The following is a 17,784-nucleotide window of genomic DNA, read 5'->3' as shown; positions in this document are numbered from 1 at the left end:
GTTTAAAGGTCCAAAAATCTCAGTAGATTACCGATTCTATCTTGCTCGTTGCTTTGTTCTTGTTCTTCTTGATAATGATCTAAAATTCTGTAGCCAAATCTTTCTAGTGTCGCTTTGATATGTCTTAGCTCAGTTTTATCTAATTTAAGGGTGACTTTGATCTTGCTATCGTCAAGTGGGTCTACAGATATGAAACTGGATAGGATTTTGGCATTTTCAGATTCTATCACTCTGGCGATTTCATACATGCTGTAGTCAGTCATAAACATTGACAATACGACCACAGCTCCCTGAGATTGGATGGATAGACTCTCAGCAAAAGCAGAAATGGCATCTTCCATGGTGATGACACCTTGATAATGCTGCTCTCTGTCCAATACCGCAACCATGTTGGACTGATGTTCCGCTGCAACCCGAAGGACATCATAAATATGCTTGTCTTGGTACACAAAACAAGTCACTGATTCAGGACTGATATCAGCGATCTTTAGCTCTGGGTTGTTGAGAGTATAAATCAAGTCATCAGTTACTAAGCCTTTGAAAATCCCTTCGTCTACCACAGGCAATACATCCTGTCTAATTTCCTCCATCCAAGCCAATGCCTTCTGTGCATTGTCTGTCATTTTTAATGGGGGGATTAGATTGTTGATAAATTCGTAAGCCTGCATGAGTTAAAGATATTAAATTGAAATCAATTATTAAAACTAAAAAAATGGAATAGAGGTTCGTTTAATTATTTGCTTGGATAATTGGGACTTTAGGAGAGTGAGAGATTTTTTAGTATTTTCCCCAATCTATAAGCGCAAGTTATGTTTAAGAAAATAGCACTAGCATTGGCATTTTCTCCACGAATGGAGGCATTGATCTGTGAATCAAAGCGATTGAAGGATTTATTTGGAGCGGAATTGATATTGATCCATGTGGGGGAGAAAACCGCGACCTTAGAGCAAAATCTGAATTTTATGCTGGACAAGCATCAGGTTGACATTAAAAAAGTAAAGGTGGTTTGGGAATCAGGAAATCCAGCCAAAAAGATTATTCAAACCTGTAACCAAGAAGGTGTTGACCTATTAGTTGCTGGTGCTTTGAAGACAGAAGGCTTTTTTAAATATTATATAGGATCTATCGCGAGGAAAATCATTCGTAAATCTAAATGCTCAGTTTTGACATTAGTAGACCCTCTGATGGAGCCTACTCCTTTTGAAAAAGTCGTGATCAACGGTACGCAACAAGAACAAACGCCTTATGTCATCCAAAAGGGTATAGAGTGGTGTCAGCAAGATCAAGCCAAGCAGGTCTATGTCGTCAATGAAATCAAAATGTATGGTCTTCAAATGGCAACTGCGGGTGAGGGAGGAGAGTCTGAAGTGGCAAATACCAGAAGAAAGTTGGTGGGAGAGGAAGTAGCATATGTAGAGAATATCCTAAAAAATATTGATAAAGGGGATTTGCGTGTGAATGTCAAGATCACCTGTGGCAAATGGGCAGTGGAGCTAGCTAGATTTGCTACAGATTTTGGTGCAGATCTGTTGATCGTAGGAGATGAGGGAAATCTAGGGTTTTTTGATCGGATTTTTCCACATGACCTGGAGGATATCCTCAGTGACCTACCCTGCAACCTATTGATCATCAAAAAAAAATAGAGACTACATATGGAAAGTTTATCACATCAAGATGTAGTCAATCTATTTCTGCAGCTAGCAGCTATGCTATTGCTGGCAAGAGTATTTGCTGAGATTGCCCAAAAATTCAATCAACCCGCAGTCGTGGGGGAGTTGCTAGCTGGAATTATTTTAGGTCCTACAATACTGGGAACGTTTTTTCCAGGAGCATTTGATTTTCTATTTGCGAGTAATCCAAGTGCAAACTTGGCCTTAGATGGCTTTGTGCAGATTGCTGTTGTATTGTTGTTGTTTATTGCTGGCTTGGAAGTAGAGTTGCATTTGGTTTGGTCTCAAGGAAAGTCAGCCTTGAGTATCAGTTTGCTGGGCTTGGTAGTGCCATTTGTGCTGGGTTTTATATTTCCTTATTACTTTTCTAGCTTCTTTGGTTTAGCAGATGGGGACAGGTTGCTATTCTCCTTGTTTATGGGGACAGCCATGTCTATTACAGCCTTACCAGTAGTCGTCAGAATCTTAATGGATATGAATCTCTTCAAGACCAAGATGGGGATGCTGATTGTAGCTTCTGCCATGGTCAATGATATCATCGGTTGGTTGATCTTCTCTGTGATTTTATCCTTTATGGGAAAGGGGAGTTCTCTTTCTTTGATGCAAACGATAGGCGTTACCCTGCTCTTTACATTCTTTATGTTGACGCTTGGCAAGATCATCATCAATAGGGTGCTTCCTTGGGTCAATAAGAAATTGGCTTGGCCTGGAGGAGTGCTGTCTCTGTCTATGGCATTTTGTTTCTTAGCTGCTGCTTTTACAGAGTGGCTGGGTATTCATTCTATTTTTGGAGCGTTTTTGTTGGGTGTGGCATTAGGAGATTCAGAGCACATGTCAGAGCGTGCTAAGGAAATTGTCCATCAGTTTATCAATAATATATTTGCGCCTTTATTCTTTGTATCGATAGGTTTGAAGATTAATTTCTTCACCAATTTTGAACTGATGTTGACCTTGGCGGTGTTGGCGATCTCCTTTGCTGGTAAGATTGTCGGGAGTGGTTTCGGGGCGTATAAGGGAGGTTTCAATGTCAAGGAGTCATTGGCTGTTGGATTTGGGATGAATGCAAGAGGGGCAATGGAAATCATACTAGGATTGATTGCTTTGGAGAATGGCCTGATTGATGAAAAATTGTTTGTTGCTTTGGTCATCATGGCTATTGTGACAAGCATGAGTAGTGGGCCATTGATGAAATGGGCTTTGAAAGAAAAGTCCAAGTGATTTGTTATATTTGAATATAAATTGAATTTATAAAAGAAAATACTGTTAATAAACTTTAAAAAACTTCCTAAAAATGTGAATTCGGTAAGGATTTTGTAATTTTATCATTATCGATAAACAAAAACTTACCAAGATGAAGTATTTAACAAACCAATTTTCTAAAATTCTCACCCTTTCTATTGTTTTTGCCCTATTAGGATTTGCAGCTTTAGCGCAGCAAATGCCTACTCAAATGGAAATCAAAGAAGACTTCAAGGATTCTGAATTAAAGGAATTTGTAAAAGTTAATCTAGAGCTGATGCCCATCCAAGAGAAGTCCCAAGAAGGCATGCTAGCAGCCATTGAAGCTTCGGGATTGACTGTAGAGCGTTTTCAAGAATTGGCTCAAGCACAGCAGGGAGGTAATTTGACAGATGTAGCGGAAAGTGCAGAAGAGATGGCAATGTTCAATGAAGCGGGTCAAAAAGTAATGGGGATGCAGCAGGATATGCAAACGGAGATCCAACAAGTGATAGAAGATAGTAAATTATCTCAGCAAGAATTTCAGCAATTATACATGGCTTATACTCAAAGTGCTAAAGTAAAAGCCAAGGTCGATGAAATGATGGCTAAGGAGTTGAATTAAGCGATTATTTTATAAATAAAGACCTAACAGGATTTAAAACCTGACAGGTCTTTATTTAAAATGTAAAAAAAGGCTGTCTCGATATCGAGGCAGCCTTTTTGTTTATTTATGAACGAGTATTTATTTTTTGAGTACTTTGATATGTTCTACTTTTTGTCCCCATTGGATTTCGACTACAAGGACGCCTTTTGGTGCTCTTGGAATTATAGTTGCCAATTGATCATTCATTTCATTTTCAGAATTCACCGTGATCGCTTGAGTGACCAAAGTAGGGTGAACGATCCTGAAAGTAATTGGCTCTTCACCGTATTGGGTTCTGTCCAAAAGAGAAATCCTCAACTGATCTCCAAGTGTGGGATTAGGGAAAGCCCTCCAGGCACCAGTAGTTGCTTGTACGCCCTCAGCTCTTACTGAAAGCACCTTGCTGTAAGTGTATTTTCCATCGAAGTCTACTTGCTTGATTCTGTAGAATAAGTTGCCACCACTGAGTGGGAGTTTTTCATCTATGAATTGGTATTCTGTGACGGTGTCCTTCCAGCCCATTCCATCTACCTCACCAATTTTTCTGAAATCATTGATGCCTATGTCAGAGCGTTCGATTTCGAAATGGGAGTTGGCGTTTTCTTTGGCGGTAGCCCAAGAGAGGAAGGAGGTTTTGTTAGAAGATTCGAATCTGGCATTTGGATTTAGAAGTTCTACTGGGAGAATTCTTGAATTTATGGGAAATTGATACTCTCTACATAAACCCGTTTCATTATCAATGATCGTAAGCCTATATATCCCATCATCTAGTTTATCAAGATAAGTAGGGTCCTCAGGATCAAAGAAATTACCAAAATCATCTCTCCAAATAAAAGTATAATTTTCTGGATTATCTATTTCAACAGTAGCAAAACCATTAGGTTGAACCTCTTGACTTGTATCATTGTCCTTAGAGTTCGGTGTTGCAATAAAAATATATGGTACAGTAATATCTTCGTCACTTAATCCTGTGTCAGAAGGCCTTCCATTTATTACTAAATTAGGGTTTATTGTTTCTCCACCATCTAGTCCTCTGACAGTAAAAGAAAACTCACCATTTGGGTATTCTGTATAATTTGTACCGTCTATTTGGATATTCCAATTAATTGTAAGTGGTCTAGTCCCTCCAGCTAATGCTGAAATAAAGAAAGTAACATCAACAGTTTCAGACGAACTATTTAAACATTCAATAACAAAATCAAAATCATAAACAAAACCATCTACTCCAACATCTATGACTGGCTGATTTGAAAAATTGCATAGTCCTGGAGGGTAGTCACAAATATCTGTAATTGGACGACTATTAGCTGACCAAAAGCCTCTTGAATTGAGAAGTTCAAGTCTTTGAGCTTTGCAATCAAATGTAAAATTATTAGGAAAAGTGATCGGAATAGTGATTTTGCCAGGATTAGAACCGTTAGCAGAAGGTGCCAATGCTACATAATAATCAAAATCAAATTCAAGAAGTTCCTCATTTCCTACATTGGTAAGAACAAGAAGACTTGATAATATTTTTAGATTATCTAAAGCTTGTCTTGATGTATAATTAATAGTAATGAAAATTGTTTCTCCAGAGATACAATTATTTACATCGAGTCTATCTCCATTGATATTACTTAAAAAAGCTTCAAGAATCACAAAATTCTGTCTATTATTACCTGTTGGTTTACATTCTTCGCAATCTCTGGGAGTCGATTGCCCAAATAAATTCACACCACTAAGTATAGTGCTGATGGTAAAAGTGGTGATTAGTAAAAGTTTTTTCATAGCAAAAGCGTTGTTACTATTAATTTGCATTTCAAAGGTAGTATTTTGCATTTCATAAAACAAGCAAATATTTACATTTCTTTGTAAATAAACTGTTTAGCTTTTTTGAATAAGCAAATACGATTCGAACTGACCTTTTGGATTTCTAGCAATAAATAATAATCGAAACCTCCCCTAACACCCAAAAGCTCAATGGAAAAGGACTTTAATATTATGACTAATTACATTCGTATCAAAATTTAGTTCAAACTTTGTCACCAAATGCATTTTTGGATATTTGTCAGACATTTTTATAAGCATAAAACAGAATAAAAATAAAGTATATATTTGATAAACAAAATATAATTCTTTTCACTATCTTTGAATCAATAAATACTTAGGAATGCTTCTCTTTCTTATGTGATTCCATTTCACTAAATCTCAGAGAGCTATGAAGAAGGTGATAAAATATATATTGGTTTTATTGGTGATGTTTTCATCAGCAATGCTTTCTCGTGGTCAGGACGTTGATTTAAGGAATTGTTCGTTTAGTTGCACATCTAATGATATTACAATAATAGGATTTACACTCGTAGATGCCACAACGGGTTTGCCAATATCAAATTCTGTATCACAGTGTCAAGACGGTGAAACTTTTCAAGTGAAACTAGAAATGACATATAAATTCAATGCTGCTGCTACGAGATATAATTCTAGATTCCAAGGCTTGCTGAAAATAGGAAATACAGAGGTGTTTATAAATCAATATGTTGGGACATTTAATAGTACCTCTACTGAAACCAAACTGATAGTATATGATACTTTTACATGGGAATGTGGGACTAATCTTTCTATAATAAATCCTCAATTTTTTTGGAGACCAAATGAAGGTGGAGCGGCTCTAGAGTCTACATATGTATGTAATGATTATTCAAATTCAAAATGTAGCGGGTCTGCTGGAACAGTTTTAGTAAATGTCCCTATTGAATTACCAGTTGTTTGGCATGATTTCTCAATTTCAACTTCTCCAGATCAAAAAAACACTTCCTTAATTTGGTCTACTCTGAAAGAATGGCAGTCAAGTCACTTTGAAATCGAGAGATCCGTAAATCAAGCCGACAGGTTTGAAATCATTGATTCCATTCCAGCCGCTGGATATAGTTTTGAAGTTAAAAATTATAGATTTATTGATAATCAAATACCAAATAACTCTACTAGAGTTTATTATAGGGTAAAGCAGGTTGATTTGGATGGATCTTTCGATTTTAGTAAAGTTGTAATGGCTAATGTTAATACAATTGTTGAAGGTACAAGTTCTTGGAGGCTTTTTCCTAATCCTTTGTTAGATGATAATTTAAAGGTTTCTTTACAAAATCCATCAGCATATCAAGGAGAGGAGATTTACGTGAGGTTAATTACAAGTCAGACCTCTTACCTGCATTCCATACCTATATGTCCTGATCCTTACAATATTGATCTTAGTCCGATTACTAAAAATATCCCCACTGGACTGTTTTTGGTAGAGATCTCTTGGGGAGATAGAGTCGAGACATTTAAAATCATCAAGCGATAAGCTTGATGATTTTATTTTTTTATCAGTTTGATATGTTCCACTTGATCGCCCCAGATTATTTCTAGAATGGCTACTCCTTTATTCAGTGATTGTGAAATTCCTCTCAGTGCCTCTGTAAGATTAGAAATATCATCTACAGTCACTTGTTGCTGACTGACCTGCGGATTAGCTGATAGCAGTCTCAAAGCAATAGATTCCCCTTTATATTTCTCTTGATTGGTTAGTTCCAAATGGATATCAATCCCCGTACTGGGGTTTGGATAGACTCTCCAGGTGGCTGATGAATTGATTCCAGTTACTCTTGTTGCGATCACTTCTCCGTAAATATATTTACCTTCAAGATCTACTTGTTTGAGTCTGTAATAGATCATTCCTCCCGCCAATGGGAGTTGCTCATCTGTATAGCTGTATGCCTGAGGTGTTTCGGAATTGATGGCACCAGCAACTTCTCCAATAGCGACCCATGATTTGATGTCATTGACAGACCTTTCTAATACAAAATGGGAGTTATTTTTCTCAGATGCAGTTACCCATTTGATCTCGTTGCTGCGGGTATTTGCTATGTGGTTGACTATGAAGGAGAGGTATTCAACTGGAAGGACTCCAAAATTTAGAATTGCACAGATATTTACTGTATCTGAATTCCACGAAATATTGCCTGATTGCCCAGTTGAAGAAGGGTTTGGTGAATTACCTGAAGGGCATACCAAGTCACCTGTCCAGCCTACAATATCTAAACCACTCACAATATTGATATTTGCATCTCCAAATTCTAACTTAGCATCAGGTCCTTGAAGATTGATTGTGACACCATCAAAGGTATAAGTATTTCGAGCATTGTTATCTCTGTCGTCATCAGAGTCAAAAATAATTTTACCTCCATCTTCGACACATACATCAACATATTTTAATGTTGAGATCCACGCTAAATCTAATGTTGCTCCACTTTTGACAATAATACAGCCCCTATCTGTTGCACTTACACCGATAATGCTAAAGGCTTCTGTATTTCCTTGATTCCTACTCCCAAGAGTCATATAAACTCCAGGTTCTAATATTATTCCTCTTAAGGATATAGTGTTATTTGTAGTCCATGAATAGAATCCTGTACCACTAAATTTAAAGATATTTCCTGATGCATTATTAAATGTTACATTAGTCGGACTTGCTAAAGTTCCTGTATTTGGTAGGGTTTCACTTCTATTTGGAGTACAGGTAGGACATGTTTGTCCAAAGCTATTGTTCACAAATAAAACACATAACATAACCACGGTTAGGGATAAACCAAGGCTTAATTTCCTGAAAATTTTGATCATACAGTGATGGAATAACTATTGAAACTAGGGTGATTGTTTTTCAATAATTACTAAGGCTCACGAAGATATATCAAGTATTTGAAAAGAGAAATTTTTTATGCTTTTTATTTACTAAAAAATGTACTTTATATGCATTAAAAAGTATATTGATTTTAGTTTTTCTTCAACTTGTAAATGTATGATTGTGAGTTGTTTTCAAGTTTGATAAAGTAAAGTCCAGACTGTAGCTTTGCAGTCTCAATTTTTATTTCGTTCCTTGATTGGTTAATTGATCCTTCGTGGAGTATTCTACCAGTATAATCTCTTAACGACCAATTGAATTTACCCAAGTCTTTTCCCCGCATGTATAAATGCTCTACAAAAGGATTTGGGTACACTTTGATTTCCCAATTAGGGTTGAAGTCAGCTCTGATAACTTTGGAATAGCTATTGCTACCATCCATGTCAAATTGGATCAGCCGGTAGAAATTAGACCCAATCAAAGGGTTTTCATCAGTCCAAGCATAGTCTGTGATTTGTTCTGTAAAACCTTGCGCTAAAACTGTCCCAAGATTCTCCCAATTTTTCACATCACGCGATCGTTGTATCATAAAATGATCACTATACCTCTCTTTGGCTGTAGCCCAAGAGAGTTGAATAGTTTCATGAATGAGCTTTCCTTGAAATCTCAGCCATTCTACTGGGAGTTCAGAAATTGGTTCAGTTGTAGCACTGGCATAGTTGTTATCATCTCTGGTTTCAGGGATGCCGTTGTTGCTAAATGTTTCCACAAAATTGAAATAATCAACGGCATCCAAAACTTCCACAACAATAGTAAGTGTTGCCATTTCCCAACTTCCAAGTGTTCCTATATCCCAGATTGCAGGACTAGCAAGTGGGTCATAAGTTCCTTGAGAGGCTGTATGACTAATATATGAATATCCTACAGGCATATTTTCTTCTAAGAATACTTCAGTAGCAATGCTATAACCACTGTTTTCCACAGTGATTGTAAAAGTAATCTGATCCCCAACCTCAGGTTTGAGTGCTGATACTGACTTTCCTGCGATCAAGTCATATTCAATAGGACGAATTCCGAAATTGGCATTCGACAAAGAAGCATTGTCTACCAATATATTGGGTAAAATGCTATTTGGAGTGCCATCATGTCCTTCTCCTGACCCTAGAAATTCCCCGGTACTTTCATAGTAAAGTGGGAGAATAATGGAAGGAGCAATCTCATTGAGTGTAGGTAACTCAGTCGTAATAATAATACTGAACGTTCCATTAGGAACATCATTGATCACGTATGTACCGTCTGATTGAACTGTTGCAAAACTGACCACATTATTTAAATCATTGATCAAGACAGCATATAGGTTAGCAATATTTACTCCAGCACCATTGACTGTATTGTCTTGCAAAGCATTCAAGTCTTCAAAAACATTTCCAGAGATTGATAAGAAGGTAAACCCACTTGTGCGCTGCACCACTCTATAAAAAGAGGCAGTCCAAGTATTAATAGTTTTATTGTTACTAAAGCCATTATCTCCAGTAGCCCACCAAATATGTTCTGGACTTTCCAAGCCTGTGACATTCACTTCTATGGACTGAGGGCTATCAGCAGGCGTCAGTCCAGTTCGGGGAATCAAGGAATCATCCCAAAAGATAAAATCCTTCCCCGGGTCACCTGGGCGAACATTGTCCACATGAATTCCCAAACATTGCTCCAAGTCGTAAATGGGAAAATGTACCGGAAAAAAAGCCACGGAAGCAACAAAATTGACCTCTCCGCCACTAGGTAACTCTACACCATGGGCATCTTCTCCATTCCAGTAAATGGTGTAATTACCTGGGCTTTCATAAATTTCTGAAAGTATCACATCCGAATCTGCATCATATTCCCCATTTCCATTGATATCGATAAGGATATCTACAATGGCTGGGAGACTGATATTGATGTTGACATTAGCTTCACCGCCAGTGGCAGGAGGTGCTTTTTCACTGTACACGATATCTAGGGTAGCTGAAGGGGGCGTTGTGGTCTTCCAGATACTAGGGTCAGGGTCATTGATGAAAAGGGGATACTGATAGTTATTCGTGGAAGTTGTGGTGATGGATTTTCTGTTTTCTTCGTAGCTTAATGTATTTCTAGGTCCATCTTGGTTGGCAAAGAAGTTTGTCCAGCCTCCAGAGGATCCAGGAAACCGAATGTGTTTGACAAAGTAATCGTCTGAAGCTGTAGTGTAGGTATTGTCAATGGGAACAAAGAACCCAAAATCTTCATGAAAGGAATAAGCATCTGCTTGGCCTTTGTTGAGAATGGTAAGTGCCGTAGATGTAGAACTACTTCTAGAATTGGCAATACTCCAAAACCTTGAATATACTCTTCCCTTATGCTCTGTGTAAGATCCCGATGTACCTGAAGCTACGGTGATATCCCAAAAATCAATATTGAATCCAAAAGTAGAAAGTTCTACCCAAAATGCTCGGTCACTTCCTGTGTTATTAACAAAAGAGAATGCAGTATATCCGCTACCTGTTACTTGGCTTGGACCTATATGCGCGCTACTTGCTGTAGCTGGTTTCCCCGTTGCTTCTGCGCCACTAAAGTTGTATGTATTTGAATTAATTTGTACTCTGTTTGACCCTGTTGCCATTGGGAAAAAGCTGGTGTCAGAGGAGTCATAAAACCAAGAAACAGTAGTTGTTCCAGAAGTAGAGCTATTCCTATGAAAGCCATAAAACACAGTTTCTCCATTTTTTACATAAACATAAAGTCTATGACCTGGGTTATAGTCTGCGACTGTTGAAGGGGTTAACATGCAACCTCTAACTCTATAGCTTGAAACTTCTGAGCCAGATGCTGGCACCCACAGCATACTTTGACGATTGGAGGCTGTACCCCAATCTCCTGAACCTTCGGCGGTTAATTTTTGAATTGTAGCAAGAGATATTAGGAAAAATATTGCTAAAATGAGTTTAGCTAAAGAATAAAATCCCTTAGTGCAATTATTTGAAAAGATATAAACGTTGTAAGTCTTCATTTTACCCTGGGTTTGGGCTTACGGGACTAACTCTTTTTCCTTTTTAGTAAGGTTAAAGACCTGTCCGTAACTTTCTGAAAACAAATATCCTACGCGGTATAATATAAAACAATAGATTAGTTTACAAAGCGAAATACAGTATTCAAAATCCATTTTATTAGCTGAATTCAAATAACTAAATATGTAGAAAATTAAATTGACTTTTTATAAGAAAAAATTAACCCCTACCAAGCTAATGATAGGGGCTTTGAATTCAGTTTTATAGATTGGTTGGCTTAGCCATTCATGCTGATCAAAAATTCAACATTATCTCTGGTTCCGCGCATTCTTTGTAGCAAGAATTCCATGGCTTCTTGAGAATTCATGTCTGACATTAGCTTACGTAAGATCCACACACGTTGCATTTCCTCTTTGTCCATCAATAGATCCTCTCTTCTTGTACCAGAGCTAGGCACATCGATCGCAGGATATATTCTTCTATTGGAAAGCTTTCTGTCAAGAGCTAGTTCCATGTTACCAGTTCCTTTGAATTCCTCAAAGATTACTTCGTCCATTTTGGAGCCTGTTTCTACCAAAGCTGTAGCGATGATGGTCAATGAACCACCATTCTCTACATTTCTTGCAGCACCGAAGAATCTTTTTGGCTTGTGTAGGGCATTTGCATCCACACCACCAGAAAGGATTTTACCAGAGGAAGGTACTACTGTATTATATGCTCTAGCCAATCGGGTGATAGAATCTAGGAGGATCACGACATCATGACCACATTCGACCATTCTTTTCGCTTTTTCCAAGACAATGGAAGCCACTTTCACATGACGCTCAGCTTGCTCATCAAAAGTAGATGAAATCACCTCCGCCTTCACAGATCTAGCCATGTCTGTCACCTCCTCAGGTCTCTCGTCGATCAAAAGGATCATCAAGTGAACCTCTGGATGGTTTTCGGAAATGGCATTTGCGATTTGCTGTAAGAGTACTGTTTTACCCGTCTTAGGCTGTGCCACGATCATCCCTCTTTGGCCTTTACCGATTGGAGCAAATAAGTCCAAAATTCTGGTAGAGTAGTTGTCAGATCTTGTGGTCAAGTTTAATCTTTCTTCAGGGAAAAGTGGTGTGAGATACTCAAATGGAATTCTATCACGAATTTCCTCTGAAGTTTTGCCGTTTACGGTGATTACTTTCAATAATGCAAAGTATTTCTCACCTTCTTTTGGAGGCCTGATGGTGCCTTTGATGTGGTCACCTGTTTTGAGACCAAAAAGTTTGATTTGTGAAGGGGAAACATAAATATCATCTGGAGAAGCCAGGTAGTTGTAATCCAAAGATCTCAAAAAGCCATAGCCTTCTGTCATGATCTCAAGCACACCTTCATTTTCGATGATGCCTTCAAATTCCTTTGGACTTACATAAGTTTTTCTTTTGGATGGTACGACTTCAGCGGTAGGGATGTGGACTTCATCAATATCTTTGATGTTTTTCCTCCTAGGAAGTTCGATTTCCTGCTCAGGAGTTGAAGCAGCTTTTGGTTTTTCTGTTTCGATTTCGTCTATTACCTTTCTTCTAGGACGGATAAATTTTGGTTTTTCATCCTCAGCAGCTGGGCTTGGAATAGAAGATTTTGATGGTCTATTGGATTCTTCAGCTGGCTTTTCTTGAGGTTTCGACTCTTTTGCAGGAACTTCTCTTATTGGCTTTTCTTCCCTAGCGATTGGTTCTCGCCTAGGTTTCTCTTTGGCCTCAGATTTAGGTTCCTCTTTTTGCTTTTCCTGTTCCTCTTTTGCTATTTCAGTGACATTCTGCCTTCTGAACTTAGGCTTGGTGTCTTCAATTTTTGGAGTTTCAGCAGCAGGGGAGGGTGATTTTTTTTCTGGCTGCTCTTGTTCTGCTTCTGCGACAGAAGGTTTCTTTTTCGGGAGGGCTTTTTCTGGGGTGATGGCTTGTTGATCTAAGATCGCATAGATTAGATCGTCTTTTTTCAGAGTTTTGAAATTCTTCACTCCCAACTCCTCTGCGATTTCTTTCAATTCAGAAAGAAGCCTGATTCTTAATTCTTCTATGTTATACATAAAAAGCTTATGAAATGGATAATTTTACTAAGATGTGTAATTGATTAAATGTATTGAGTATTACTGAACTGAATTAAAAATATATTCAGGATAGTATAAAATCCACGGGGAGAGGATTTTGAAATACTGTGACAGCACAATATTACACCTTCCAATTTTAATTCGCAAGTTTTTAACCAATTGACTTTATTATAATAGCAATTGTCTGAGGACTTTCACTGATTTCCAAGCTCCATGATCCTCTAAATGTTGGGAATAGAATATCAATAGATGGTCTAAGAGCGCCTTTCTAGTCTTACTTGGTATGGTCTCTTGACAGCCAAAGGATGCTACAATCAGGAGATCTAATGCTTGTATTTCTTGTTGGATCAATTCTGGTACTTTCATTTCCTGAAGGATTTCTTCAAAGAATGATTTGGCATCACTCGGCGCAAAGCCAAGGTAATTAGACATTTCTAAAAGAAAAATGATGGGGAACAAAGCTAACTTGACCGAATCTCCATCTAAATGCTTCAAAGCTTGCTCCAAAAAGTCATAAAGCTGTTCGTTCTGATATCCTTCATGGATGGATTTACTGATGGCTTCAGCTACAAACATAGCTATGCCTGACCTGATAAAATCAAAAGGAATCTTCTGAAAGGGATGTTGGAGTTTTGCTTCCGATATTCTATTGAGGCTCAAGGATTCTTTGTCATAGACCACCAAGTCAAGGATAGTTAATGGTTGGTAGAGGGCCATCTTTGGCTTTCCTTTGGCAGACCTGACTCCATTGACTATATAGGACTTGAGCCCCAACTCCCTCGTGAATATCCGAACGATGATTGATGTTTCCTGATATCGGATGTATGACAGGACTATACCTTGTGACTTTTTCAGCATCAGAGGATCACAAATTTACCAGCAATTCTTTCTCTACCTATTTCATCTATTACAAAGACCAAATATACACCTGGGATAGGTCTTTTTCCTGATAGATCTCTCACATTCCATGTAAAACTACCGCCTCGTACTTGATTCGAAAAGACCACTCTGCCTGCAGTATTGCTGATTTTGATTTCGGTGAAATCTGTTAATCCTTCTATGGTCATTAGCCCATTGAAATCAGGTCTAATAGGATTTGGGAATATTTTGATGTCGCCCAATTGTTCACTGGGTGCTATACTTCCTGACCTGTAGCTTTGCCCTCCAGCAGGAGTGGTGATCAATAACTCTCCAGTAAAGTTGTTGAATTGAAGGTTACTGATCTGATTGGTGAATAGGGGGCTATTGGCATTTGTGAAGTGAGTGATCAATGCTAAACCCTCTGAGGTAAACTGAAACAAGCCATTGGAATTTGTGCCTAGCCAAAGATTCTGATCAGGAGAAATAGCGATAGCAGTCACCATCTCTCCAGCTAGCAAGGGTTGATTTTGAAAAAGTGGCTGAACCACATTGATGGCAGTGGAATTCTGAATCGAAGCTACATTTGGTAAAAAAACGATTCCATTACTCAAGCCTATCCAAAGTCTATTTTCTCCATCTAGCTTGATATCTCTGACGCTTGAGTTGGGTAAGCCTCCTTGATTAGGGCTTGTGCTGAGTGATCTGTTGAGTTGTGAATCTTCATTGAACACCCTAATGGAGGTATTGCCAAGGTTGTTGGATTGCAAGATCCAAAGGTTACCTCGGTTGTCAACCTCTATTTTTTGTGGAAAGGAAAGCCCGGTTACTTGAATGCTAGATTGAGAATCATCACGGATCTTGATCAAGCGACCTTGATTGTCTTCTAAACCAACCCAAAGTTGCCCCATAGCATCAGCTTGGATGGTTCTAATTGGCGTGTTTGGATTAACACCATTTAGGATTATTTGACTTAATTCGTTGTCTTCTGAAATCCATAATCCCTGATTTCTGCTCGCGAAGAATGTTTTTGATCCGATGGATTGAATGGCTAAGATATTCTCAACTTGGTCTATTTCGGACCAATTTCCTGAAAATAGTTTGCTGCTTTGATTTCCAGAAGAAGCATTTATTTGCCCATTACTTTGTCTGAAAAATGGAAGAGCATAGCTTCCACTTCTGTCAAAAGCAAATGCTTGTACCTTCGTCTGTGGCCCATTAGGTGAAAAAGTGCTTCCATCAGCGCTATCTAATAATCCCTTTCCAGTAATACTCAAATATGTATGTTGAGAAGTAATGTGGAAGTCATCAAAAGATTCCTCCCAAGTCAAATAAGTGCTATATGAACCATTGGCTTGCACCTGATATACCGTTTGACTTGATTGGAAAAATAGGCCTTGTGGAAATCTCTTCAAGTTTTTTGCATTGCTTATTCCCAGAAGTGCGATTGCATTTCCATTCTCAAAAACGAAAACTTCCCCTTCCTTGCTCAATGCAAAAAGGGTGTTTTCATAATATTCGATCTGTTGGTACCTATTCTGACTACCTAGGTCTAAAAGGTTCCAGTTTCGAAAATCTCGCAGGTTCGAAGACTTGTTGCCGATCAAAACTCCCATAGCTGTAGCCAAGTAATAGTTCTCTGAGTCTTCGGTGATATCGAATACAGCAAGTGTGGAGGCGTTCGGTCCGATATTGATGAATGCATCTACAAACTGATTGTTTCTACTATTGATAATGGCTACACCAAAGTCTGCTGCTAGAAATGTGTTGACGCTTAGTTTTTTGACACGATTGATTCCTTTTTCACTGATCTGTGTGTTATTTCTCAAGGTGGCGATGTTGCGGATGTTGTTCTCTCCCAGTAAGTCTATACTACCGTCCGCATAGGTGATGATCAGTTTTTTTTCAATTTCATCAAAATTGGCATTGGTGAATTGCTGCGCATAGAGCCCATCTAATTTAGAGACTTGGAAAGTTTCTTTGGATGTGGTACTAAAGTAGAATAGACTTTCTTTTCCAATGTGAAAAACCGTTTGATCACTGCCAGTGAGTCTTGCAGGGTCTAGGTAACTTGCCTGTGTGCGCCAAGCACCCACAGGGATTTTGGATTGGGCGAAGGTAAAGGAATTAGAAAAGCTAAAAACGAAGTACAGACTTAGCCCCAAGATGAATTTCCATTTCGAATACACACATGTCCAAAAAGAGGTCTTAGTCTGATTTTTCATTTCCAAAATCACTTTCGTTGTATATAAGCTTCCTTACGAGGATTTTCAACTTATCGGTTTAATGGATTGCAAATGGTCAATATCAATTAGCATCCAATATCTATCAATATCAGAGATGATCATCAAACTTGGCCATTTATATTATTGTTGGCAAAGTTCCGTATGTTCAATTTACTTTTTATCCTCGTAGAAACATTTCCTACATCGGGCTTCATAGCTTTCTTTTTCTCCTAAGACTACTTTTTCTTTGGCATCAGAAAGTCGGAAAGAATAAGAGGCTAAGTCTCCGCATTTCATACAAATCGCATGAACTTTGGTGACATACTCTGCAATGGACAGCAGCTGTGGCATGGGGTCAAAGGCTTTTCCTTCAAAATCCATATCTAGTCCAGCCAAAATCACTCTTTTACCTGAGTTGGCTAGGATGTTTGCTACTTCGACGATCCGATTGTCAAAAAATTGAACCTCGTCAATCCCCACTACATCACAATCTCCAGCCAGCAAGATGATATCTTCTGCAAACTGTACAGGTGTAGAACGAATAGCATTTTCATTGTGAGAGACTACATCAAATTCATGATACCTTTTGTCAATGGCAGGCTTGAAAATCTCAACTTTCTGCTTTGCAATCAAAGCCCGATTCAGCCTTCTGATCAGCTCTTCCGTTTTCCCGGAAAACATAGATCCGCAGACCACTTCGATGTGTCCTTTTCTATCTTTTTTATTGTTGGATCCTATAAAAGGCTCTATAAACATATTTGAATTCTTTTTTGAGCAAAGGTGGCTGGTATAAGATGTGATTTATGAATCATGAGATAAGAAACAAGAGACAAGAGACAAGAATCAAGAAGTGAATTTCTTATTATCCATCGAGAAAGGATGAGGGGTGAAGGATGAAAGTAGAAGTACCATCCTACTCGTCCTAATTTCTTATAACTAATCCACTTAATCAACCAATCCCCTAATCTCCAATCCCCTCTTTAACCCATGAATAAATGAGTAGGGATAAAGATAGAATCACCATTCAGCTTGCCAGTCCCTGATAACTAATCCACTTAATCAACTAAACCCCTAATCCCCTAATCACTATACTTTACATGTGGAAATTTATTGATGTCTGCTACTCGGATTTTGAGTGTTCCAGATTTCAATTCAGCTTGGCAAGATAACCTTTCATTCAATTTTAATCTGTCTTTTTCTCTAAAAAATTCTTCTCTTTCCGTCAATGGACTCAGATTTTCAGCGCCTTCTGTGATGATCATTTTGCAAGAGGTACAGCGACCTTTTTTGCCACAAGCATGCATCCAGTCGATGTAGTTTTCATGAATTATTTCTATAACTTTACGCTTACTTTCAAGAGTATTTATTTCCTTGTGATGTAAGTTCTCGATGATAATTTTCAGCATGATTTGTGCTCTG

Annotated in this window: 13 protein-coding genes; 4 read left to right on the top strand and 9 right to left on the bottom strand. The window is 38.2% G+C overall.

All coding sequences use genetic code 11. The features are described from left to right. Nucleotides 1-2 precede the first annotated feature (2 nt). Complete coding sequence (locus tag BW935_RS10975; RefSeq protein WP_076501416.1) at nt 3-668, bottom strand: CBS domain-containing protein; 666 nt, start codon at nt 666-668, stop codon at nt 3-5. Nucleotides 669-809: 141 nt separating this feature from the next. Between BW935_RS10975 and BW935_RS10970 the strand changes: the two genes are divergently transcribed. From BW935_RS10970 to BW935_RS10960, 3 genes are all read left to right on the top strand, one after another. After that, nucleotides 810-1,643 carry a universal stress protein gene (locus BW935_RS10970; RefSeq protein ID WP_076501414.1) on the top strand — a complete coding sequence of 278 codons (834 nt, stop codon included), beginning with the start codon at nt 810-812 and terminating at the stop codon, nt 1,641-1,643. A 9-nt stretch (nt 1,644-1,652) separates the two neighbouring features. Beyond that, a complete protein-coding gene (locus BW935_RS10965; protein WP_076501413.1) occupies nt 1,653-2,888 on the top strand; it encodes a cation:proton antiporter in 1,236 nt (411 codons plus the stop codon). A 133-nt stretch (nt 2,889-3,021) separates the two neighbouring features. Further along, nucleotides 3,022-3,513: a DUF4168 domain-containing protein gene (locus BW935_RS10960; RefSeq protein ID WP_076501411.1), complete on the top strand. Its 492-nt coding sequence runs from the start codon at nt 3,022-3,024 to the stop codon at nt 3,511-3,513. Nucleotides 3,514-3,633: 120 nt separating this feature from the next. On the opposite strand, the gene BW935_RS10955 is transcribed toward BW935_RS10960, so the two are convergent. Next, the gene (locus tag BW935_RS10955) at nt 3,634-5,301 is read right to left on the bottom strand and encodes a hypothetical protein (protein WP_139325538.1); all 1,668 of its coding nucleotides are present in this window, start codon (nt 5,299-5,301) and stop codon (nt 3,634-3,636) included. Between the two features lie 430 nt (nt 5,302-5,731). Between BW935_RS10955 and BW935_RS10950 the strand changes: the two genes are divergently transcribed. Further along, nucleotides 5,732-6,853 carry a fibronectin type III domain-containing protein gene (locus BW935_RS10950; RefSeq protein ID WP_139325537.1) on the top strand — a complete coding sequence of 374 codons (1,122 nt, stop codon included), beginning with the start codon at nt 5,732-5,734 and terminating at the stop codon, nt 6,851-6,853. 11 nt (nt 6,854-6,864) lie between these two features. On the opposite strand, the gene BW935_RS10945 is transcribed toward BW935_RS10950, so the two are convergent. From BW935_RS10945 to BW935_RS10915, 7 genes are all read right to left on the bottom strand, one after another. After that, complete coding sequence (locus BW935_RS10945; protein WP_076501406.1) at nt 6,865-8,169, bottom strand: T9SS type A sorting domain-containing protein; 1,305 nt, start codon at nt 8,167-8,169, stop codon at nt 6,865-6,867. 152 nt (nt 8,170-8,321) lie between these two features. Continuing rightward, a complete protein-coding gene (locus BW935_RS10940) occupies nt 8,322-11,195 on the bottom strand; it encodes a T9SS type A sorting domain-containing protein (RefSeq protein ID WP_084565937.1) in 2,874 nt (957 codons plus the stop codon). A gap of 275 nt (nt 11,196-11,470) precedes the next feature. Further along, nucleotides 11,471-13,261, bottom strand: coding sequence for a transcription termination factor Rho (gene rho, locus BW935_RS10935; RefSeq protein ID WP_076501402.1), 1,791 nt, complete (start codon nt 13,259-13,261; stop codon nt 11,471-11,473). A 189-nt stretch (nt 13,262-13,450) separates the two neighbouring features. Continuing rightward, on the bottom strand, nt 13,451-14,140 hold the full coding sequence (gene recO / locus BW935_RS10930) for a DNA repair protein RecO (protein WP_076501400.1): 690 nt from the start codon (nt 14,138-14,140) through the stop codon (nt 13,451-13,453). Further along, nucleotides 14,140-16,365, bottom strand: coding sequence for a type IX secretion system anionic LPS delivery protein PorZ (porZ, locus tag BW935_RS10925; protein WP_076501398.1), 2,226 nt, complete (start codon nt 16,363-16,365; stop codon nt 14,140-14,142). Before porZ ends, recO begins: the two co-directional genes overlap by 1 nt. Before the next feature lie 171 nt (nt 16,366-16,536). Continuing rightward, the gene (locus BW935_RS10920; protein WP_076501397.1) at nt 16,537-17,121 is read right to left on the bottom strand and encodes a thymidine kinase; all 585 of its coding nucleotides are present in this window, start codon (nt 17,119-17,121) and stop codon (nt 16,537-16,539) included. Nucleotides 17,122-17,444: 323 nt separating this feature from the next. After that, complete coding sequence (locus tag BW935_RS10915) at nt 17,445-17,771, bottom strand: 2Fe-2S iron-sulfur cluster-binding protein (protein WP_076501395.1); 327 nt, start codon at nt 17,769-17,771, stop codon at nt 17,445-17,447. Between the last annotated feature and the right edge of the window lie 13 nt (nt 17,772-17,784).

Origin of the sequence: Belliella pelovolcani, assembly GCF_900156785.1 — a bacterium.
GTDB classification, from domain to species: Bacteria; Bacteroidota; Bacteroidia; order Cytophagales; family Cyclobacteriaceae; genus Belliella; species Belliella pelovolcani.
This window is presented reverse-complemented; position numbering and strand designations above follow the sequence as displayed.